Source organism: Treponema parvum, assembly GCF_017893945.1.
Taxonomy (GTDB): Bacteria; Spirochaetota; Spirochaetia; order Treponematales; family Treponemataceae; genus Treponema_D; species Treponema_D parvum_A.
This window is the reverse complement of sequence record NZ_CP054257.1, coordinates 2,229,188-2,250,865: the sequence shown is the minus strand read 5'-3', so window position 1 is coordinate 2,250,865 and position 21,678 is coordinate 2,229,188. Positions and strand designations below refer to the sequence as shown.

Below are 21,678 nucleotides of genomic sequence, written 5' to 3'. Positions count from 1 at the left end.
ATTTGTATTTAATCAAAACTGTGATAATATATAAAATATGTGTCTGACTTGTTGCAGGGGATCTCCGGTTCCCTTTGGGGCTTCCATCGAAAAAGGCGGAGTTAATTTTGCCGTCTTTAGCAGAGACGCAAAAGCCGTCCGCCTGGAGCTTTTTAAATTCGCAGAAGATAAAGAGCCCTATGCGGTTTTGAATTTCGACCCTAAAATAAACAGGACAGGAGACGTTTGGCATATTTTCGTAAAAGGATTGAAAGCGGGTGACCTGTATCTTTTTTGCGCAGACGGAGAATATGCGCCTGAAAAAGGGCTGCGGTTTGACGGCGAAGCGCACTTGCTCGATCCTTACGCCAAAGCTCTCACCCAAGGTTCCGTTTTTAACGCGTTCCGCGCCGTCGGCGATACTGCAAAGGAGCTTGAAAGAATCAAAGCCGGCGGAAAAGTTTCAAACAAATGCGACTTATCCGTTTTTCCCAAGTGTATCGTCGTCGACGATGATTTTGACTGGGAAAACGACGCTCCTTTGAATATCCCGCTTCGCGATACGATAATTTACGAGTTACACGTCCGCGGCTTTACTATGTCTGCAACTTCAAAAACAAAAAAACGCGGAACTTTCTGCGGTCTTGCGGAAAAAATTCCGTATTTAAAAAAGCTCGGAATAACGGCGGTGGAGCTTTTGCCCGTTTTTGAATTTGATGAAAACGAACTTGACAGAACGGATCCCTCGACGGGGAAAAGACTTAAAAATTTTTGGGGATACAGCACGGTCTGTTTTTTTGCGCCCAAGCAGTCTTATTCTTCAGGAAAGAATTCCAAAGCCGTAACGGAATTCAAACAGATGGTAAAGGATTTTCACAGCGCGGGCATTGAAGTTATTTTGGACGTCGTCTTTAACCACACGGCCGAAGGCAACCACATGGGGCACACTTTTTCTTTCCGCGGATTGGCAAACAACATTTACTATATTCTGCAAAACGACGACCGCAGATTTTATAACGACTATACCGGCTGCGGCAACACTATGAACTGCAATCATCCGGTGATGGTGCGCTTTATAATCGATTGCCTGCGATATTGGGTTTTGCAAATGCACGTGGACGGCTTCCGCTTCGACCTTGCGAGCGTCTTTTGCCGCTCGGAAAGCGGTTCTCTGGAAGAATTCCCGATACTCACGCGCGCCATATCCGAAGATCCCGTCCTTCGCAACACAAAGATCATCGCCGAAGCATGGGACGCGGCCGGCGCCTACCACGTGGGAAAATTTCCCGGAGGGCGCTGGTGCAGCTGGAACGACAAATTCCGCGACGGTATGAGACGGTTTTTCCGCGGTGAAAATTTTATGGTAACTGAAATGGCTACAAGGCTTACCGGAAGTTCCGATCTTTATATGTCTTCAAGCCCCGAATATTCCATAAATTTTATTACCGTGCACGACGGTTTTACTCTTAACGATCTTGTGAGCTATTTGGCAAAGCATAACGAGGCGAACGCCGAAAATAACCGCGACGGTTCGGATTGCAATTACAGCTATAACAACGGAATAGAAGGCGAAAGCGATAATCCTGCGATCGAAAAACAAAGGCTCATATCCATAAAAAACATGCTCTTGTTTTTGATCATTTCGCAGGGAGTTCCTCTTCTTCTTGCGGGAGACGAATTCCGAAGGACTCAAAAAGGGAACAACAATGCTTATTGCCAAGACAACGACGTTTCATGGGTGGATTGGTCTTTGTGCGAAAAAAACGCGGATCTTTTGCGCTTTGTCCGTAAGCTTATAGAGCTTCGCAAAGCTCACTGCGTATTCAGGCGTTCTGCCTTTTTTAAAGGCGGAGACTTGCAAAGCGGAGTATTGCCTGACATAATTTGGTATAATGCCGAAGGACAGGAACCCGATTGGCCTAAGATGAAGCATTTTTTAGCATGCCGCCTTGACGGCGACAGCATGCGGAGCTTTAACGGTCTTAAAGACAACAACTTTTATCTTGCCGTAAACATGAATAACAGGGATTGTATCGCCGTCCTGCCGCCCTTACCCGCAGAAAAAAGCTGGCGCCGCGTAGTCGATACGTCCGCCTATTCGCCGAATGATATTTGCGATCCGGGGGATGAAGAAATCCTTCCATCGCAAAAACGATACGTAGTACCGGCAGGAAGCGCGGTGCTGTTACAGAGTGTAGATATATTACAGAACAGAAGGTCTCTTGCAAATTATCCGGAGGGAAAAAATGGAATTTGATAAGGAACGATTTAAAAATATATTGATGAATCGTCTGCGCCAGCAGTACGGAAAGGACATTGCCATCGCTACGCGGCACGATATCTACGACGCCGTCGCTTCAGCGTGTATGAATACGGTTGTGGATAAGTGGATCGCCACACGGCGGACATACGAAAAAGAACCCGGACTGCGCCGTGTCTGCTATTTTTCCGCAGAATTTCTTATGGGACGTTCCTTAGGAAACAATCTGATCAATCTTGAAATAAAAGAAGCTGTTGAAGACATTCTAAAAGGTTTTCATCTTAACCTGAACGTAATTGAAGATACGGAACCTGAGCCGGGACTGGGAAACGGAGGTCTCGGAAGGCTTGCTGCCTGCTTTTTGGACAGCCTTGCAACGCTCGACTATCCTGCGCGAGGATACGGAATTCGTTATGAATACGGCATGTTTGAACAGCGCATAGAAAACGGATTTCAAGTGGAATATCCGGACAGATGGCTTACGCACAGAGATCCGTGGGAAATAAAGCGGAGCGACTTGGCCGTTACGGTGCATTTCGGCGGGAAGATAGTGTACAGAAAAACACCGGACGGACAAGAGCGCTTTAATCTTGAAGATACCGAAGCCGTCACGGCGACCCCTTTTGATATTCCCGTCGTAGGTTACGGAACGGATACCGTCGGAATGCTCCGCCTTTGGGAGGCTTCTTCGCCGGACGGATTTAACCTTCAGCTGTTTAACGATATGCAATATACGCGTGCCGTGGAAAAGCAGATCAGCGCCGAAAACATAAGCCGCGTGCTCTATCCTAACGATTCGGGTCCCAGCGGAAAGGCGCTGCGTTTAAAGCAGCAGTATTTCTTTTCATCCGCGAGCCTTCAGGATTTAGTGCGCAGCTTCGTTTCCGAATACGGCACCGATTTTTCAAAATTCTCGGACTATAATGTAATTCAGCTTAACGACACGCATCCCGTAGTCGCTATCCCCGAATTGATGCGTATTTTGATGGATGAATACCGTGTAAGCTGGGATACGGCTTGGAACATCGTGGTAAAGACGTTTGCTTATACCAACCACACGATACTTGCCGAAGCCTTAGAAAAATGGCCTATAGACATATTTCAGGGACTTTTACCCAGAATTTATCAAATCGTAGAAGAAATAAACCGCCGTTTTCTGATCGAACTCCGTGAAAAATATCCGGGCGATTACCAAAAACACAACTCTATGTCGATCATTGCGGACGGCATGGTGCATATGGCGCGCCTTGCGATCCGTTCCTGCTTCAGCGTGAACGGAGTTGCCGAATTGCACACGGAACTTTTAAAGACTAGGGAATTGAAGGATTGGGCTGAACTTTATCCTAAAAAATTTAACAACAAAACCAACGGAATTACCCAGCGGCGGTGGCTCCTTTCCGCAAATCCTCTTCTTGCAGACTTTATCACCAAAAGAATCGGGCCGGGCTGGATAAAAGATTTGACCAAGCTAAAGGAACTGGAAAAATATCTGGACGACGAAGCCTCTTTGCGAGAGCTTTTGGAAATAAAGCAGGAAAACAAGCGGCGGCTTACCGAATATCTTAAAGTGACGCAGAATGAATTTCTTGATCCCGACAGCATATTTGACGTTCAGGTAAAACGCCTGCACGAATATAAGCGTCAGCTTTTAAATATTCTGCACATCATGTATCTTTATAACAAGCTCATTTCCGATCCGTCTTACAATCCTTACCCCAGAACTTTTATCTTCGGCGCAAAATCCGCAAGCGGCTATCGCCGTGCGAAGGCTATAATAAAACTGATCAACACCGTAGCCGATCATGTGAACAACGACCGCCGCGTCCGCGGAAAACTGCGAGTGGTGTTCATTGAAAATTACAGGGTAAGCGTTGCGGAAAAAATTTTCCCCGCCGCCGATGTTTCGGAGCAGATTTCTACGGCCGGAAAAGAAGCTTCGGGAACGAGCAATATGAAATTTATGGTGAACGGAGCGATAACTCTGGGTACCCTTGACGGAGCGAATATCGAAATAGTACAAGAGGCCGGCGCAGAAAACGAATTCATATTCGGACTGAAGACGGATGAGATATTGAAGATACAGACTGAAAATTCCTATCATCCGCAGGAATATTTTTCCAAAAACCCTGAGTTGGGCAAAGTTGTGGAACAGCTTATCGACGGCACATACGATCCTTCGCGGCAATTGTTTAAAGAGCTGTACGATTCTCTGGTTTTCGGCGTTGAAGGCCAAAGGCCCGACGTGTATTATATCCTTGCCGATTTTAACGCGTATTGCAAAGCGCATGAAAAAATTGAAGCCGAATATAACGACAGAATTCACTGGGCTAAGATGATGCTGAAAAACATTGCAAACAGCGGAAAATTTTCGTCCGACAGAACGATCGAAGAGTATGTGCGCGACATATGGAAGCTGAAAAAAGTTCCGGTAACCGTAAAACAGAAAACTGATGAATAAAAGATTCGTTTCGATGTTTTCGGGGCTTGGGTTGCTATGTGCGGCTTGTATATGGGGTTTTGCCTTTGTGATAGTAAAAGACAGCCTTGACTGCGTGCCTGCGATTTACATGCTCGCCCTCCGCTTTACAATAGCTTCTCTTGCGCTCGCCCTGGTCTACGCGAAAAGGCTTTTTTCGTTTAATTTTTCTTATTTGAAGTACGGCGCCGTTTTGGGCTTGTATCTGTTTTTAGCTTATTCTTTTCAGACTGTGGGCTGCGTTTATACCACTGCCGGAAAAAACGCTTTTTTAACGGCGATTTATGTCATACTTGTGCCGCTTTTGGGGTGGCCGTTAAAAAAACGCCGTCCGGAGAGTCACGTGTTCATCGCTGCGTTGACGGCTTTGGCAGGTATCGGTATGCTTGTGTTAAAGGGCAAAGGCGGCGCTCTGAAGGTCAACATAGGAGACGTGCTAACGCTCATATGCGGAATCTTTTATGCGGTTCACATTCTGTTTACCGCGCATTACGATCAAAACCGCGATCCTGTTTTGCTGACGGTGTTCCAGTTTGTTTTTGCAGCGATCTTTTCGTGGATAGCGGCTCCTTTTATTGACGGACCGTTCCCGTCCGGCGCGTTCGAAGACCCTAAGATTGTTTTTTCAATGCTTTATTTGGGGATATTCAGCACTATGGTTGCCTTTGTTTTGCAGAACGTGTGCCTTAAATATTTACAGTCTTCCTTAGCCGCGCTGTTTTTGTCTACGGAAGCGGTTTTCGGCGTATTTTTCAGCGCAGTTCTGCTCGGCGAAAACATGACGGGACACATGATCATAGGCTGCGCTCTTATGTTTGCGGCGATAGTTTTTGCCCAAACCGGGTTCGATTTTTTGCCCCGCAGAGGTCTGCGGGACAGATCACTATAAACGATAAAAATTTTTTAGTAGGAGGTATGATAAAAAGCGACGTCTAAAATATCGCCGTCACTTTTTATTTCGAGTTTGCGCGGATGTTTGCAGAAGACTTATATTACGTATCGTGCCGATAAAATCGAATGGATACGATATACTTTATTTTGCAAACTCGATTATCTGACCTGTGCGCTTTAGCGCACGGCTAAAAACTTTTTCGGAAGTTGAAACTTCCTGCAAAAGTTTTTATAGGAGGGTTTTTATGAAAATTGCTTTGATCAATGAAAACAGCCAGGCGGCAAAAAACACAATAGTTTTGAATGCGCTTAAAAAAGTCGTGGAACCGATGGGCTTTGAAGTCGTAAATTACGGAATGTATTCCGCCGACGACAAGGCCGAACTCACTTATGTTCAAGTGGGAATACTCGGAGCTGCGATTTTGAATTCCGGAGCCGCCGATTATGTGATTACCGGATGCGGAACGGGCGAAGGCGCGATGCTCGCTTTAAACAGTTTTCCGGGCGTGATATGCGGCCATGTGGAAGATCCGCTCGACGCTTATACCTTTGCTCAGATCAATGACGGAAACGCGATAGCTCTGCCTTTTGCAAAGGGATTCGGCTGGGGCGGCGACCTTAATCTTGAATATATTTTTGAAAAACTTTTTTGCGAACCGAGCGGGCAAGGTTATCCCAGAGAGCGCGCCGTTCCGGAACAGAGGAATAAAAAAATTCTTGACGGAGTGAGAAAAGCTGCGTTCAAAGATTTCGTTTCCATTTTAAAAAGCCTCGATAAGGATCTTGTGCGGGGAGCCTTTGCCGGTGAAAAATTTGAAAAACTCTTTTTTGCTTCATGCAAAGACACAAAGATCGCCGAAGCCGTAAAGGAACTGATGAAATAACTGACTTCGGCGGCTATATAGCGCGATCATAAACCGACGTACATCCGTGTGCATCGGTTTATGGCGATATTTCAACAAAGCCGAAATATCGCTTTTACACATTTTACCGCCGTCTGCGGCGGTACTTGAACTTCGAGTTTCGATCAAAGCCGAAACGTCGCAAACGATATTTACGCTCAAGGAGTAACGATGAAAATAACAAATGCGATTTCGGAATTTTCAAGCAAACTTGAGCGTTTTAACAAAGCCAATCGCGACGCAAAAATCGGCCTAAAAGACGGCGAAGACAGCCGCCTGAAAAGGCTTATATCCGAAACGGATTTTGCATTTAAAAAATCGGTCGTTTCGACGTATAAAAAATACCGGTTCCCTCATAAGGTCTTGGGTGAAAATTCCGCTCAGGCGGACGACATATTTACTGACGAGCAAAGACTGCTTTCGGCTTACAATCTGTTTAAAGCCGTCGAAGAAGCGAATGAAAAAGACGGCGACGACAAGACGTTCATTAAGGCTAAGATCGTAAGTCCTCTTGCACTTAAAGAACAGTACACGATCGGAAGCGATCTTATATTTTTGCAATGCTGGCTTTTTTTTGAACAAAAAGCCCAAGACTATATTCCTTTTATGCAGCAAGGCGAAGACGGAAAATTCAGCTTATCTTTTCAAAAAAGCGAATCTTTCGTGTTTAAGTCCCAAGATAAAGAAATTTTTTCGATCGTAAAAGAAATTTTTTACGGGGGCGACAAGGCATGAAACTAATTCGCTTCGGTTCCGAAAACTTCCAGCTGGGTTAAAGCCGGAAACGGCGACGGATCGTCGGCTTTTATTAGGGAGCCAAATGTAAGCCAAGAGATCACTCTTTTTTCTATTTTAAATCGCTGAGCGCTTCCCGTCTTTATAAATTCCGCTACGTATGAACTTCCGTCCGAAAAATGGACGGTTCCGCTTTTCCACCAAGCGTCGTGCGGAAAGTCCGCTCTAAGGTAAAACACGAGCTCGTCCGCACACACCTCTCTTCCGAAGTCTATACGCAGTTCCGCCGACGGATCTCTGTTTATCCCCCAGCTTGCAAACGGCCAGCTTCCGTGGTGATCGTTTGCAATACAACCGTCGATCGCATTTCTTGCAAAAAAAATGGATTCTCCCCGCGTTTCGACGTTTGCGCTCGCATGCGGAAAAAAAGTTGCGTTTTCATGCCAGTCGCACGGATTTAACGCTAGGTTTTTTCTTACGCCGATTTCTTCAGGTCTGGCCTTTCTTATGTAAATATAATGCCCCTCGCCTGAAAAACTTTGCTGCGGATAGCATCGCTTTTTTTCTTCGAAAGGAATCGGAAAAGAAAACGCGCCGGTGCAGTAGACGAACGACGGTTGCAACGCCTGATCAATCTGCACTATGGCAAAAAAATTCTTATCCGAAGGCTCTATTTCTATGCGGTCGCCTTCTTCGTAAATTTTATTGTAAAAAGCAAAAAGTTCATTTTCGCCTTTTACGGATAAAGCCTGCGACCCGTCTTTCTTTTTAACGGAAACGGTAAATCTTATATTCATAAACAAAAGTATAATATAAAAAATAAAATTTCGCGATATTTTTTTGCGTTTTTGAGTTTCCGTTTTGCATTTTCTTTGCATTTAGAATATATTTTCATTTATTGACGCTTTGCCGCTGACCTCTTATACTCATTGCTATCGATACGGTTTATATTCCAAGGTATCGGATTGGGAGTTTATATGAAAAAAATTTTATTATTTATCGTAGGATCTTCAATTTTGTTTTTTGCCTCATGCGCTAAAAAATCTGAAACAAGCATGGTCTTAAAGTCCGGAGAATTGCAGATCGGAGTAAACGTCGCTTATCCGCCGTTTGAATACTACGGCGAGGACGGGAAAACCGCTATGGGTTTTGATATAGATCTCGGAAACGCCGTTGCAAAGCAGCTCGGACTTAAAGCTAAATTTATAGACGTGGCGTGGGAAGGAATATTTGCCGGCCTCAATACCAATAAATACGACTGTATAATTTCCGGAGTTACCATTACGCCGGAACGCCTTGACGCGTTTGAATTTTCAAAGCCGTATGTAGGAAACGGCCAGTCGATAATCATAAGAAAAGATTCCGCCTTAAAAATTTCCGCTCCGGAAGATCTTACGGGACTTACGGTAGGCTATCTTACCGAATCGACGTCCGATATATTTATGACCGCAAAAGCCGAAGCCGGATTGAAATTTACCGCCGCAGAATATGACGACGCGATGAATTCTTTTGCCGATCTGAAGAACGGCCGCTGCGACGCCGTAGTTTCCGATTCCCTTGTCGCCATTGACTATGTTTCCAAGCCCAACAATCCGTACAAAATTGCGTGGCAGGGAAAGGCCGAAGAATTTTTGGGAATAGCGATGAAAAAAGGAAACAAGGAACTTGCCGCAGCCGTCGATAAAGCGTTGCTTCAGCTGCGCTCCGACGGCACTCTTAAAAAATTGTCGGAAAAGAATTTCGGAAGCGACATAGTTTCGGATCTTAACTGAATTTCCACGGCCGCATATTTTGCTTTGAAATCTTGTGCGGCTGGCCGATCCGGTTCGATTCTATCAAAGATGCAAGGACTTAGCTAAATGAAATTTTTAAAAGACATAATCGGATGGATACCGAGCCTTTTAGACGGCGCAAAAATCACTATTTCGCTTACGCTTATAGCCGTATGCGCAGGTCTTGTGCTTGCCTTGTTTTTAGCGCTCGGAAAGATGTCAAAGATAAAATGGCTGAACAAAATCTGTTCGGGCTATATTTTCTTTTTTCGGGGAACGCCGCTTTTAATGCAGCTTTATTTTGTTTATTACGGTTTGCCCCAGCTCTCTCCGGTATTTACGATAAACAATCGTTTTTTTGCGGCGTTCATTGCGTTTGCGCTGAATTCCGCAGCCTATACCGCAGAGATAATCCGCGCCGCCATTCAATCCATAGACAAGGGACAATTCGAAGCTTCTCACGCACTCGGCATGAGTTATGCTCAGACTATGAAGCTTGTGATAGTTCCGCAGTCGATACGAAGACTTATCCCGCCCGTAGGAAACGAATTCATAATGGTTTTAAAAGACGCTTCGCTTGTTTCGATCATTGCGCTTGCGGATATCACAAAGGTAACCAGAAGCATATCGTCATCTACGGCTTCCGCCTTGGTCTATATTCCTGCGATGATTTTGTACTTGATCATTACCGCAGTATTTTCATTCGTATTTGGCAGTCTTGAAAAAAAATATTCGGTTTATGAAAATACTTAGGAGAGCTTTTTATGTCGATGATAAAGACTGAAAATATATGTAAAAAATTCGGCGGACTTGAAGTGCTTAAAAACGTTTCGCTGTCCGTGGAATCCAGAGAAGTCGTGTGCATAATAGGGCCTTCCGGAGCCGGAAAATCGACTTATCTGCGCACGTTAAACCACCTTGAAGCGATTGACAACGGTAAAATATATATCGAAGATAATCTGCTCGATCACTATGAAAACGGGGAAAGAAAATTCAAACTGCCTTCTCAGGAAAGAATGCGTTTTCTTTTGGATGTGGGAATGGTGTTTCAGCGTTTTAATCTGTTTCCGCACAAAACCGTCCTTGAAAACGTAATGCTCGCCCCCGTCCATGTGCGTAAAATTCCCGTAAAAGAAGCCAGAAATAAGGCTGTGGAACTTTTGGGGCGGGTAGGGCTCAGCGATAAGATAAACGAATATCCCAACAATCTGTCGGGCGGGCAACAGCAGCGCGTAGCGATTGCTCGTTCTCTTGCTATGGAGCCTAAAATCATGCTGTTTGACGAACCGACTTCCGCCCTTGATCCGGAGTTGGTAGGCGAAGTTTTGTCCGTCATGAAAAAACTTGCGGAAGACGGCATGACTATGATCGTCGTTACCCACGAAATGGGATTTGCGCGCGAAGTTGCCGACAGGGTTGTGTTTATGGCCGACGGTAAGATTGAAGAAGAAGGAAAGCCCAAGCAAATTTTCCAACAGCCTAAAAGCGAACGCTTAAAACAGTTTCTAAAATCCGTAATATCTCAGTAACGGCGTCAGCGGCTTTTCCATCAGTCTCTTATTTTTACGGCGTGTTTCAAGGCGCCTGCAAAGTTGTCAAATATGTTTTCGGTTCCTATTTTTTCTGCCATTCCCGTCTTTGTAAGTAATTTTAAGGGCTGCGGATGTACTCCCGCCAAGACTATTTTTATGCCTTTTTTGTCGCATGCGTTTTTAAGCTGCGTTAAAACCATTATCCCGCCGGCGTCAAGGTAGTTTGTGTGGCGCAACCTCAAGATCAAAACCTTGTATTCCACACCCGCCCTTTCCACCGCGATTTCAAATTTCCGCACGGTGCCGAAAAAAAGCGGACCTAAAACTTCGTATACTAAAATGCCGTCGGGAACGTTCAAGGGTTTTTCACCTTCGCTTTCCGATATGAGACCGTCGGAAATGTCGCCGTACTCACGGACTGTCGAAACGTCTACCATCTTTTTAATAAAAAAGAAGGCTGCAAACAAAAGTCCTGCGCCTATGGCGACTGTCAAATCTATGAATACCGTAAGAAAAAAGGTTATGAACAAAACGGCGCTGTCAGATTTTTGCCCTTTTAAAAGCTCTCGAACGGCAGGAATCCCCGCCATATTCCACGAAACCGAAACAAGGACTGCTGCAAGAGCCGCCATCGGAATATAAACTACATAGCGGCCCAGAAAGAACGTGATCAAAAGCAATGTGATCGCGTGTATTATTCCTGCAACCGGCGTGCGTCCGCCGTTTTTAATGTTTGTCGCCGTTCGTGCGATAGCGCCCGTTGCCGGGATTCCTCCGAAAATCGGGCTTGCGATGTTCGCTATGCCTTGGGCGATAAGTTCCGTGTTTGAATTGTGCTTGGTCCCTGTCATGCCGTCCGCCACGACCGCGCTCAAAAGCGACTCTATTGCCGCAAGCATCGCTATGGATACGCTTACGGGAAACAGCTCCTTTATGTCGGCTCCTGAAAACGAAGGAAGTTTCGGCAGCGGCAGGCCTTTGGGAATTTCCCCGTAGCGGCTTCCTATCGTGGCAAGTTCAAGCCCGAAGGCTTTTTTTAACACGATGCACACGATCGTGGAGAGAACGATGACGATTAAGGAACCGGGGATTTTTTTATTGAAGCGCGGCCAGATAAAGATTGCCGCAAGCGAAACGGCCGCCACGATTGACGTGTATATATCGATCGTACCGATCGCTTTTGCGTATACTTTTATTTTACCCAAAAAATCTCCCGGCATTCCGGGTACCGCAAGTCCTAAAAAATCTCCGATCTGAGTGGTAAAAATCGTAACTGCGATTCCCGCCGTAAAACCTGTAATGATCGTATAGGGAATGAATGAGATTAGCCCTCCCAGTTTTAGAATTCCCAGCAGAATAAGCATGACGCCCGCCATTATTGTGGCTATGGCCAGCCCGGAATATCCGTACTGCTGCACTACGCTGTATACTATGACGACAAAGGCTCCGGTGGGGCCTCCTATCTGGACTTTACTGCCGCCCAGTGCGGATATTAAAAAGCCTGCAACTATGGCGGTAAAAATACCCTGCTCCGGCTTTACTCCGCTTGCGATCCCGAAGGCTATGGCGAGCGGCAAAGCTACGACTCCTACGATAATTCCTGCGGACAAGTCTGCAAAAAATGTTTTGAGATTGTAAGTGCGTAATGACGAGATTAATTCAGGTTTAAACATACTACGGATAATGCGACAATCGCCGATTTTTGTAAATAGTCAAAGAAGAAATTGTGCTATAATAAGAATATGGCTGATTATTTTAAACCGGAAAAAAGCATAGAAAAAAATTCGAACGGCAATATTTTAAAAACACTGTCCGCAGTTTCGTCACGGTATATGAATATGAATCCCGAAGAGCCTTTTACCGTTCGGCCTTTTTCGCTTTACGACATAAGCAGAAATCCCGATTATCGCTATACGGCCGACTGCTCAAAATTGTTCCCGGATGCGGAAGAAGGCAGTTATGTTTATTTTTGCGGGCGTTATTTTGCACGGACTTCAGGCGCCGTAAAGTTTTTGTTTATTCCGTTCGGGCCGGTAAAAATCTATATGAACAATAAAGCTGTCTACGGAACGACCTTTGAGGACGAACGATACGAAAATAAGTCGATCACTATCGATATTCCCGTAAAGACGGGATTCAACAGCCTTTGCGTCCGCTGCACAAAAACAATGGCCGGTTTCGGCGCGGAATTCGGAACATGGCTAGGGAAACTCGATTATTATTTTTTGCATGAACGCGAGGGGCTTCGGGATATTGAAGGCTTTGACTATACGTATCCGCAAAAAAACGCTTTAAAAAAGCTTCCTGTTAAAACTTCACTATTCGTCCCGTTCGCAAGCTGGGATGAAAAACAGCAAAGGTCCGGCGTTTTAAACCGCATTTTCGGCAGACTTTTGCATGATCCTGTAAATAAAACCTTTGTCGCGCGCACTGTATTCGTATCCCCAAAGACGGACTCCTGTTCTCAAAAGTATGCTTTTTTAATCGATGTTTCGCCTTCTTTGCAAGCCGAAGTTTATGTAGACGGCGTAAAGCTCTGCGATGTCGGGCCTGACAAAGCGGAACTTGGCGGCGTCAAAGCCTGTGAGGATGAATCATACAAAGCAAAATCTGAAAGAAAGACTGAGTGCGAGAAAAAAACGGGCGTTGAATTTCGCGCTGCTCGGCGTGTCAAAAAAGAAATTTCGTGCGGCGAAGGGATTCACAATATCCTTTTGATATTAAAAGTTCTTTCACTAAAACACGAGGCGGATTTTTCCGTTACGGTAAAAAATTCAAACGGCCGCGGGGTGCATCTTCTCAACCCTTTAATTACACAAAACCCCGAACGCTTCCCGTGGATGTTCGCAGGTCCTTTTAAAAAGACTTCGCCGGCTCAGCTTCTTGACGGCGGATTTAACAGGTATGCACTTGTGGGCGCGGACGGCGAAAAAACCTATTGGCGGATCGATATGCCCGGCGGATGGCTGAGACTGTACAATGACGCGCCTCTTTTTGCCCATTGGAACTATCCGCTCGGAGTTACATTGTACGGGCTTACCGAGACGGCTCGGTATTTTAAAAGCGCAGGCCTACCGCAAAAGATTTCCGGCTACGTTAAAGCTCACATTTTGCGCTCGCTTAAGACGTTCGATTATGCGCTTTTCGATAAAAAGCAGTTTACGGGCGCGACGGCCGTTCACCACCTTCTTACTTCGATCGACAGCCTTGACGACTGCGGTTCGTTCGCTTCGACGATGCTTGAAATCTGCACGGATGCAAAGCTTTGGGACGGAGAGGGGGCTTCTAAGCCTCACGGCGGCTCCGCCTCGGAAAGTTTGGAAAGTTCAGAATCTTCTGAAAATTTCCGGAGCGTTGAAAACCTTTACAAGCGGGTTGCCGAATACGCAGGCGACTACATAATTAAAAAACAATCCCACCTGCCGGACGGAACTTTTTTCAGAAAGCGCATGATGCACGCTTTTCACAACGGCACTATGTGGGCCGACGACCTTTACATGAGCGTTCCGTTTTTGTGCCGTTATTCGGTTTTAAAAAATGACGAAAAGATTTTAACGGACGCCGCCATGCAGTTTTTGGGTTTTAAAAAATTCCTTTTTATGCCTGAAAATTCTTTAATGGCGCACGTATACGATTTCGGCCGGAAGATGAACACCGGCATACCTTGGGGCAGAGGCAACGGCTGGACGATCTTTTCTTTGTCGGAAATTTTACGCTTCCTGCCGGATCCGCATCCTTTAAAAAAAGAGCTGACCGCATTTTTTAGGGAACTTGCGGCGGGAATATTAAAACAGCAAAACGAAGACGGAATGTGGAGACAGGTTCTCGACATGCCTGAAAGTTACCGTGAAACTTCATGTACGGCGATGTTCATTTGCGCTTATTCGCGCGGAATAAGAAACGGATGGCTTACTGAAAACGTTGAAGAGTACAAAAAATCGTGCATCAAAGCGTGGAGAGCGATAGAGCGTTTTTCCATCGATGCGGAAGGAAATGTCTACGGCGTATGCCGCGGCTCGGAATTTGCATTTACGCCCAGATATTATGCGGAACATCTTCTGCCCAGATTGAACGATACTCACGGTATCGGGATAGCGCTTTTAGCAGGCGTAGAGATGGAAAGACTTTTTAAATACTGCGGCAGGTGATTGATGTCATTCCAATTTCTTAAACGCTTTTCATCAAACATAGATACGTCCTCATTGCTGTTTTCAAACACGGATCTGCTTAATCTCATTTGGCCGCTCATAATCGAACAGCTTTTAAATATAACGCTCGGCATTGCCGATATTATGATGGTCGCTTCTTTGGGAGAGGCTGCGGTTTCGGGCGTTTCTCTCGTCGATGCCGTCATGGTACTTGTAATTCAGGTATTTGCAGCCCTAGGCACCGGCGGCGCAGTAGTCGCTTCACAGTATGTGGGAAAAAAAGATGAAAAACTCGCCGGCGAAACGGCAAAACAGCTTTTGTATTCGCTTATAATCATTTCAGTATTCCTTGTAGTTTTGGGTTTTCTTTCGCGTTCGTGGATTTTGTCCGTGATATTCGGAAGCATAGAAGCCGACGTTTACGCTGCAAGTCAAAAATATTTTGTTTGGACACTTTTTTCTTTGCCGGGCATAGCGCTTTACAGCGGATGCGCCGCCTTATTCAGAGCGCAAGGAAATTCCTATGTGTCCATGCTTATTTCGGTTCTCATCAACATTCTTAACATAAGCGGCAATGCGTTTTTCCTGTTCCGGCTGCACTGGGGCGTGGAAGGAGTCGCGCTTCCTACGCTGATTTCTCGCCTTATAGCAGCGTCCGTATTGATAGTTTTATTATACGGTGCAAAAGAATATCACGGTCGTACGGCCGTTTCCATCAAGGGTGTGGGACATGTAAGGCTGAATTTTAGAATCATAAGAAAAATACTTTATGTAGGTATCCCGAGCGGACTTGAAAACGGAGTATTTCAAATTGGAAAAATACTCGTGCTTTCCATTGTCTCAAGTTACGGAACTTCCGCAATCGCCGCGAACGCAGGAGGAAATACTATGGCTATGCTTGAAACACTTCCGGGCAGCGCATGCGGACTTGCCATTCTTACGGTTGTGGGTCAATGTATTGGCGCCGGAAGACAAAAGGAAGCGGTGTACTTTACAAAAAAAATAACGGCGACAGCCTATGTTTCGGTGTTCATTATAAATATTCCGATCCTTTTGTTTTGTTCAAAAATTTTAAGTTTTTACGGCATGTCGCAGGAAACGACGCGCCTTGCATGGCTCATGAGCGTGAGTCACAGTTGTTTTTCAATATTCATTTGGCCGCTTGCCTTTGCATTCCCGAACGCATTGCGCGCCGCCGGCGACACCGCCTACACTATGACCGTTTCAATACTTTCAATGTGGATTTTGCGCATAGGTTTCAGCTATGTTTTTAAATGGACCGGAATATTCGGCCTTGTCGAATTCATGAATTGGCCGGCCTCGTTCGGCGCTCTTTGCGTATGGTACGCGATGATTCTTGACTGGCTTATGCGCTCTTTTTTATTCGTGCGGCGTTTTTCAAAAGGAAAGTGGAAAGAAAGAAAACTGATATGAGATTTCGCGCCGTATCACGCGGCGTCTTGCAATGAGCGCGAAGTTTCCTGCGGCGGGCTGTAACTTACGCTGAGCCGCCCTGACCGTTTGCAAGCGAACTTTCCTGAAGAAAGCGAGCGCAGTCCGATACCTATTACGGTCAGCTGCGGCACGCGGCAGGGCGCTGCAGGGAGTACGGCCTTTTTTATATTTTCCTGTACGGCCGCTCAATTTGCCTGCGCTTGATGCGCCTGTTCGATCCGCCCTTACATACACTTAGTACTTGACAAATGTCCGTTATAAGTTATCATACAAGTATGGCAAGAAAAACTTCGACGCTCAAAAAAATCGCTTCCAAAAAAATCGCCGATCAGGTATTCGATCAGCTGCTCGATCAGATAAAAGCCGGCGTATGGGAAGCAGGCGACAAACTTCCTTCCGAAAATGAAATGGCTTCGGCTTTTAACGTAAGCAGAATTTCAGTCAGAGAAGCCGTAAAGCGGTTTGCCGCCATGGGCATAGTTGAAACGCGGCAGGGGGAAGGTTCTTTCTTAAAACAGATTTCGCTTGAAAATTGCACAAAAAATATTCTGCTCCCGCTTTTTACGATGGATCCGCCTTCCTTGCTTGAAATAATCGAATTCCGCTCCATAAACGAACCGGGCGCTATAGCTTTAGCCGCAGAGCGCATAACGGATGAAGAACTTGCCGAATTGGAGCGCTTGGTCTCCGATATGAAGAGGAGCGACGTTGACATACGGAAATTCATTGACGACGACCTTAAATTCCACCTGACCATTTCAAAGGCTTCGCATAACAGCTTTATAATCCAAATGAACGATCTTATGTTTGAAATGCTAAGGAAGGGAATGGAAACTACGGTTTCCAGGCTGGGGCGTAAAGACGGCATTCACTATCACACGGAAATTCTTTCAGCCCTAAAGAAGAGGAATAAAAATAAAGCTGTTGAATTGATGAGGGAACACATCGGGGTTACCGCAGAAAGATTAAAGGAGATGCTTTTGGATCTTCACGGCAGGTAAGATGTCGATTTACAGATTATGTGCTTTTAACGTTTTTTAAGGAACGTTTAAAAGCCGCCGCTAAAATAGGCGCGGCGTCTTTTAACTTCGAGTTTGCCCTTAGGCAAACATCGCTTATTAATGAACGATCTCAACTTGTAATATAACATACAAGCTGAAAACTCATACGGAGGTTGCAGCATGAGCAACGTAAAAAATAAGGTCTGCCTTATAACGGGCGGAGCGGGAGGTCTTGGAGCTGAAATATCGGAATTTCTAAGCCGAAACGGGGCTGCGGTTTTTATTCTCGATATGGAAGAAACAAAGGGATCGGCTCTCGCCGAAAAACTCAATGCCGAAGGCGGCAACGCGCGGTTTGAAAAAATCGATCTCACAAGCGAAGAAGACTGGAAACGCGTCGTTCAAAGCGTAGTCGCACAAACCGGTAAAATTGACGTACTTGTAAACAACGCGGGTATAAATATCCGCAAACCTATAGAAGAAATGAATATTTCTGAATGGAATACCATGATGACGGTTAATACAGGATCCGTCTTTTTAGGGTGTAAGTATGTGATTCCCGTAATGAGAAAACGGCATTCGGGCGCGATAATAAACACTTCTTCAGTGTGCGGTCTCGTAGGTCATAAATACACGCCTGAAGCTTATACCGCTTCAAAAGGCGCCGTTACCATGCTCACAAAGGCGGTAGCCTCGCGCTATGCAAAAGACGGTATACGGAGCAATTCCATACATCCCAGCACTGTAAAGACGGCTCTGGTTGAAAAAATGCTTTCCGATCCTCAGTGGTGTGCGGAACGGCTCGGCGAAGTTCCTCTCGGAAGGCTTTGCACCGCTCAGGACGTTGCACAAGCTGTTTTGTTTCTTGCAAGCGAAGAGGCTTCTTTTATAAACGGCGCCGCTCTTACCGTTGACGGCGGAGTAACTTGTTATTGATTTTAATGGGAGAAAACACATGAAATACGACGCAAAGAGAATAAAAGACTTAAAACGAATGGCGGTGCGGCTCAGGGAAGACATTGTTGAAATGATTCCACCCGGAAAGATCGGGCACCTTGGAGGAAGCTGCTCAGCGGCGGATATAGTTACTGTTTTATATTTTGACAGGATGAAGGGTCTTGATCCCAAAAATCCTAAGGCACCCCAGCGGGACCGTCTTATTTTAAGTAAGGGACATGCGGTGCTGGTTCAGTATGCGGGGCTTTCGGAACTGGGCTATTTCGGCAGGGAAGAGCTTTTAAAAGTAAAGACGCTAGGCGGAATGCTTCAAGGACATCCTGACATAGACAAAACTCCGGGGCTTGAAGCCGTAACCGGTTCTTTAGGGCAGGGCTTAAGCGTCTCTCAAGGAATCGCAATGGCGCTTAAACTTGATAAAAATCCGGCGAAGGTGTTCTGTATATGCGGCGACGGCGAACTTGCAGAAGGACAGATTTGGGAAGCCGCAATGAGCGCGGCCGCCTACAAGCTGGACAATCTTTGCGTGTTTATAGACAGGAACAAAGTACAGGCTACCGGTCCCATAGATGAAATTCTTCCTGTGGATAATCTTAAAGAAAAATGGACTGCGTTCGGCTGGCACGTCATTGAAATAGACGGTCATGACATATCACAGATTCTCGATGCGGTTTTTGAAGCGGATAAAACTTTCGGAGTTCCCACCATGATCATAGCGAATACCGTAAAAGGTAAAGGGTTCCCGTTTGCCGAAGGAAAGGCGCAGTTCCATAACGCAGCTCTTAACGAAGAGCAGTTTGCACAGTGCAAAAAAGATATTGAAGCCATGAAAAAAGAGCTGGAAGTCTAAAGGGGGAATGCAATGAAATATGAAAGTTTACGCAGCGCATACGGTGAAAAACTTGTAGAGCTTGGAAAAAAAGATAAACGCGTGGTGGCGCTCGAAGCCGACTTGGGAAAATCTACCCAAAGCATAATGTTTGCAAATGAGATTCCCGAAAGATATTTTCAAATGGGTATCGCGGAACAGAATATGGCGTCTACTGCTGCAGGGCTTGCTCTTACGGGGAAAATTCCTTTTATAAGCACGTTTGCGGTTTTTGCTTCAGGGCGCGCCTACGATCAGATACGTTCTTCGATCGCAATTCCCAATTTAACGGTTTTAATCTGCGGATCTTCGGCCGGACTCTCGGATTTCGGCGACGGAAAAACGCATCAAAGCATCGACGACATAGGGATAATGAGAGTTCTTCCCAATATGACGGTTTTAAGTCCCGCGGATTCCGTAGAAACAAAGAACATGATGGAAGCCGTACTGGCGCACAAAGGCCCGGTTTATTTGCGCATAAACCGCTCCGATCTTCCGGTTCTCACGGATCCGGCAAAGCCCTACAGGATAGGGCAGATGACAAGACTGCGTGAAGGCAAAGACATCGTAATATTTGCGTCGGGCGTTATGGTGTTAAAAAGCCTTGAAGCCGCTGAAAATCTTGAAAAAGGCGGAATAAGCGCCCGCGTGGTAAACCTTTCAACCGTTAAGCCGCTTGATTTAAAAGAATTGGCGGCGCAGTGTGCGGGCGTTAAAGCCGTCGTAACCGCAGAAGAACACAACGTTTTTTGCGGAATAGGTTCCGCCGTGGCGGAAGCGCTTTGCGCTTCAAGGCTTCCCATAGGAATGGTGGGAATAAAAGACAGTTACGGCACAAGTGCAAAAAACTATGACGAGCTTCTTGAACATTACGGGCTCACGTCTTCTGCAATAGAAAAAAAAGCGAAAGAAATCTTAGAAAAGCTATGAGGAAGACGATTTAAGTTTTTTTGCAATAGCGGCGCAGGCGTTTTCCCCGTCCATCGCCGACGACACTATCCCGCCCGAATATCCTGAGCCTTCTCCTGCAGGAAACAGGTTTTTAAGGGCGGGACTTTCGAATGTTTCTTTGCTCCGCAATATGCGCACCGGAGTGGACGTGCGGGTTTCGCTTGCGATTATTATAGCTTCAGGGCAGATAAAGCCCTTCATCATTTTGTTGAAATTTTTAAATCCCTGCTCAATGCGGGTTTTGATGTGAGGGTCGAGCCATAGATCCAAACGACTTGGAACGAGTCCCGGAAAATAACTTGATTTGGGAAGTTCCTGTGAAGGCCTTTTGTCAAGAAAGTCGCAGAGCCTTTGGGCGGGCGCCTTTTGGCCTTCGCCGTGTTTTTTCGTTTGAATTTCAAGATAGGTTCTGTAAAAAAGTCCTGCCAGAGCAACGCATCCTTTTTGCTTTGCTTGTTCCTTAAACCTTTCGGGAATATCTTCCGGCCGGATTTCTACGACTACGGCCGAATTAGACCACGGAGAATTCCTTGAAGACTGCGACATTCCGTTTATGACGATTTCGGCGGAACTTGTTGAAGATGGAACTACGAATCCGCCGGGGCACATGCAAAACGAATAGACTCCCCGTCCGTCTGCCTGAGTAGTCAGGCTGTATTCGGCTGCGGAAAGAAGATTTGACGCATTGCCGTGATATTGAATTTTATCTATGATTTTTCTGGGATGCTCTACGCGGACTCCGGCGGCAAAGGTTTTCGCTTCAATCGACGAAGGATCGGTCTTTGCCAGCGTAAAGTATATGTCCGAAGCGGAATGCCCCGAAGCCAAAAGAACGGCGTCAGCATCCAATTGTGAGCTTTCGCCCGTCTTTGTGTTTTGCACGCGCACGCCGCAGACGGTTTTCGCATTTGACCGCTCGTCAAACAAAAAATCCGTAAACAGAGTGTTAAAGTAAAATTCTCCGCCTGCATCTATTATTGTTGAGTGCACGGCGTCGATGATTTTCGGCAATTTATCCGTTCCTATGTGAGGATGAGAATCGGTTAAGATCGCAGGATCCGCGCCGAAATACACAAGTATTTTTAATATGCGCGAAACGTCGCCGCGTTTATTACTCCTAGTGTATAATTTTCCGTCGCTGAAAGTGCCGGCGCCGCCTTCGCCGAAACAGTAATTACTGTTAGGATCCACAACGCCGTTAAGGCTTATCTGCGCAATGTCGCGCTTTCTTTGAGAAACATTGCTTCCGCGCTCAATGATCACGGGTCTTATTCCGTTTTCGAGCAGCCGCAGCGCGCCGAACAATCCGGCAGGTCCCGATCCTATTATAACGACTTTTTTAGCGCCATTGCCGTGTTCTATTTTAGGGATCGGCAAAAAATCTTGCCTTCCTGTTTCCGTTTTGCAGCTTGCCCCGCCGACTGTTTTTTGTCCTATGTCCTGATCTTCGATCCGTTCGCCTATATATACCTTGTAGCGCATATAAAGTTTTACTTTTGCATGCCGCGCATCTACGGATCTTTTTATGTTTACAAATCTTATTTTATCTTTGGAACCGGCTTGGGGGACGGATATTTTTTGTTTTTTTAATTCCTTAATTATCTTTTGGAGTATGACAAGATTTTTATTTTCATCTTCGGGATTTAAAGTTATCGAAATTTCAGTGTTCATAGCTTTAAGGATTATAGCACATTACAGAGCGCGTGGCACATGGCTGTTGACACATGGCGCGGAACACAGCACCGCGGTCT

At 45.8% G+C, this 21,678-nt stretch carries 17 protein-coding genes; 14 read left to right on the top strand and 3 right to left on the bottom strand.

Annotation, left to right across the window (positions count from 1 at the left end; genetic code table 11):
* Positions 1 to 37 precede the first annotated feature (37 nt).
* The 5 genes from glgX to HRI96_RS09845 all read left to right on the top strand — a co-directional run bounded on the left by glgX (position 38) and on the right by HRI96_RS09845 (position 7,243).
* Entirely contained in the window at positions 38 to 2,236 is a 2,199-nt protein-coding gene (gene glgX / locus HRI96_RS09865) for a glycogen debranching protein GlgX (RefSeq protein ID WP_210117189.1), read from the top strand.
* Positions 2,226 to 4,697, top strand: coding sequence for a glycogen/starch/alpha-glucan phosphorylase (locus HRI96_RS09860; RefSeq protein WP_210117188.1), 2,472 nt, complete (start codon positions 2,226 to 2,228; stop codon positions 4,695 to 4,697). The genes glgX and HRI96_RS09860 overlap by 11 nt, the downstream gene beginning before the upstream one ends.
* Entirely contained in the window at positions 4,690 to 5,604 is a 915-nt protein-coding gene (locus HRI96_RS09855; RefSeq protein WP_210117187.1) for a DMT family transporter, read from the top strand. The genes HRI96_RS09860 and HRI96_RS09855 overlap by 8 nt, the downstream gene beginning before the upstream one ends.
* 247 nt (positions 5,605 to 5,851) lie before the next feature.
* The gene (locus tag HRI96_RS09850) at positions 5,852 to 6,490 is read left to right on the top strand and encodes an RpiB/LacA/LacB family sugar-phosphate isomerase (RefSeq protein WP_210117186.1); all 639 of its coding nucleotides are present in this window, start codon (positions 5,852 to 5,854) and stop codon (positions 6,488 to 6,490) included.
* A gap of 189 nt (positions 6,491 to 6,679) precedes the next feature.
* Positions 6,680 to 7,243, top strand: coding sequence for a hypothetical protein (locus HRI96_RS09845; protein ID WP_210117185.1), 564 nt, complete (start codon positions 6,680 to 6,682; stop codon positions 7,241 to 7,243).
* Between the two features lie 2 nt (positions 7,244 to 7,245).
* Here the strand turns inward: HRI96_RS09845 and HRI96_RS09840 are convergent, their stop codons facing one another.
* The gene (locus HRI96_RS09840) at positions 7,246 to 8,040 is read right to left on the bottom strand and encodes a carbohydrate-binding protein (RefSeq protein ID WP_210117184.1); all 795 of its coding nucleotides are present in this window, start codon (positions 8,038 to 8,040) and stop codon (positions 7,246 to 7,248) included.
* Between the two features lie 180 nt (positions 8,041 to 8,220).
* Here HRI96_RS09840 and HRI96_RS09835 point away from each other — a divergent pair, with 180 nt between their 5' ends.
* The 3 genes from HRI96_RS09835 (at position 8,221) to HRI96_RS09825 (ending at position 10,544) form a co-directional block, all read left to right on the top strand.
* Positions 8,221 to 9,015: a substrate-binding periplasmic protein gene (locus HRI96_RS09835; protein ID WP_210117183.1), complete on the top strand. Its 795-nt coding sequence runs from the start codon at positions 8,221 to 8,223 to the stop codon at positions 9,013 to 9,015.
* Positions 9,016 to 9,102: 87 nt separating this feature from the next.
* Entirely contained in the window at positions 9,103 to 9,768 is a 666-nt protein-coding gene (locus tag HRI96_RS09830; RefSeq protein WP_210117182.1) for an amino acid ABC transporter permease, read from the top strand.
* Between the two features lie 17 nt (positions 9,769 to 9,785).
* A complete protein-coding gene (locus tag HRI96_RS09825) occupies positions 9,786 to 10,544 on the top strand; it encodes an amino acid ABC transporter ATP-binding protein (RefSeq protein ID WP_210118689.1) in 759 nt (252 codons plus the stop codon).
* A 20-nt stretch (positions 10,545 to 10,564) separates the two neighbouring features.
* Here the strand turns inward: HRI96_RS09825 and HRI96_RS09820 are convergent, their stop codons facing one another.
* The gene (locus tag HRI96_RS09820; protein ID WP_210117181.1) at positions 10,565 to 12,220 is read right to left on the bottom strand and encodes a SulP family inorganic anion transporter; all 1,656 of its coding nucleotides are present in this window, start codon (positions 12,218 to 12,220) and stop codon (positions 10,565 to 10,567) included.
* A gap of 69 nt (positions 12,221 to 12,289) precedes the next feature.
* Here HRI96_RS09820 and HRI96_RS09815 point away from each other — a divergent pair, with 69 nt between their 5' ends.
* The 6 genes from HRI96_RS09815 to HRI96_RS09790 all read left to right on the top strand — a co-directional run bounded on the left by HRI96_RS09815 (position 12,290) and on the right by HRI96_RS09790 (position 19,906).
* Positions 12,290 to 14,695, top strand: coding sequence for a glycoside hydrolase family 88/105 protein (locus HRI96_RS09815; protein WP_210117180.1), 2,406 nt, complete (start codon positions 12,290 to 12,292; stop codon positions 14,693 to 14,695).
* A 3-nt stretch (positions 14,696 to 14,698) separates the two neighbouring features.
* The gene (locus tag HRI96_RS09810) at positions 14,699 to 16,129 is read left to right on the top strand and encodes an MATE family efflux transporter (RefSeq protein WP_256729218.1); all 1,431 of its coding nucleotides are present in this window, start codon (positions 14,699 to 14,701) and stop codon (positions 16,127 to 16,129) included.
* A gap of 296 nt (positions 16,130 to 16,425) precedes the next feature.
* Entirely contained in the window at positions 16,426 to 17,151 is a 726-nt protein-coding gene (locus HRI96_RS09805; RefSeq protein WP_210117179.1) for a FadR/GntR family transcriptional regulator, read from the top strand.
* A 180-nt stretch (positions 17,152 to 17,331) separates the two neighbouring features.
* Positions 17,332 to 18,087 (top strand): SDR family NAD(P)-dependent oxidoreductase, encoded by a 756-nt coding sequence (locus tag HRI96_RS09800; protein ID WP_210117178.1) that lies wholly within the window; start codon positions 17,332 to 17,334, stop codon positions 18,085 to 18,087.
* Positions 18,088 to 18,106: 19 nt separating this feature from the next.
* Positions 18,107 to 18,958: a transketolase gene (locus tag HRI96_RS09795; RefSeq protein WP_210117177.1), complete on the top strand. Its 852-nt coding sequence runs from the start codon at positions 18,107 to 18,109 to the stop codon at positions 18,956 to 18,958.
* A 12-nt stretch (positions 18,959 to 18,970) separates the two neighbouring features.
* Positions 18,971 to 19,906 carry a transketolase family protein gene (locus HRI96_RS09790; protein ID WP_210117176.1) on the top strand — a complete coding sequence of 312 codons (936 nt, stop codon included), beginning with the start codon at positions 18,971 to 18,973 and terminating at the stop codon, positions 19,904 to 19,906.
* Here the strand turns inward: HRI96_RS09790 and HRI96_RS09785 are convergent.
* Positions 19,901 to 21,598 carry an FAD-dependent protein gene (locus HRI96_RS09785; RefSeq protein ID WP_210117175.1) on the bottom strand — a complete coding sequence of 566 codons (1,698 nt, stop codon included), beginning with the start codon at positions 21,596 to 21,598 and terminating at the stop codon, positions 19,901 to 19,903. The two genes, HRI96_RS09790 and HRI96_RS09785, sit on opposite strands and share 6 nt — an antisense overlap.
* Positions 21,599 to 21,678: the final 80 nt, after the last annotated feature.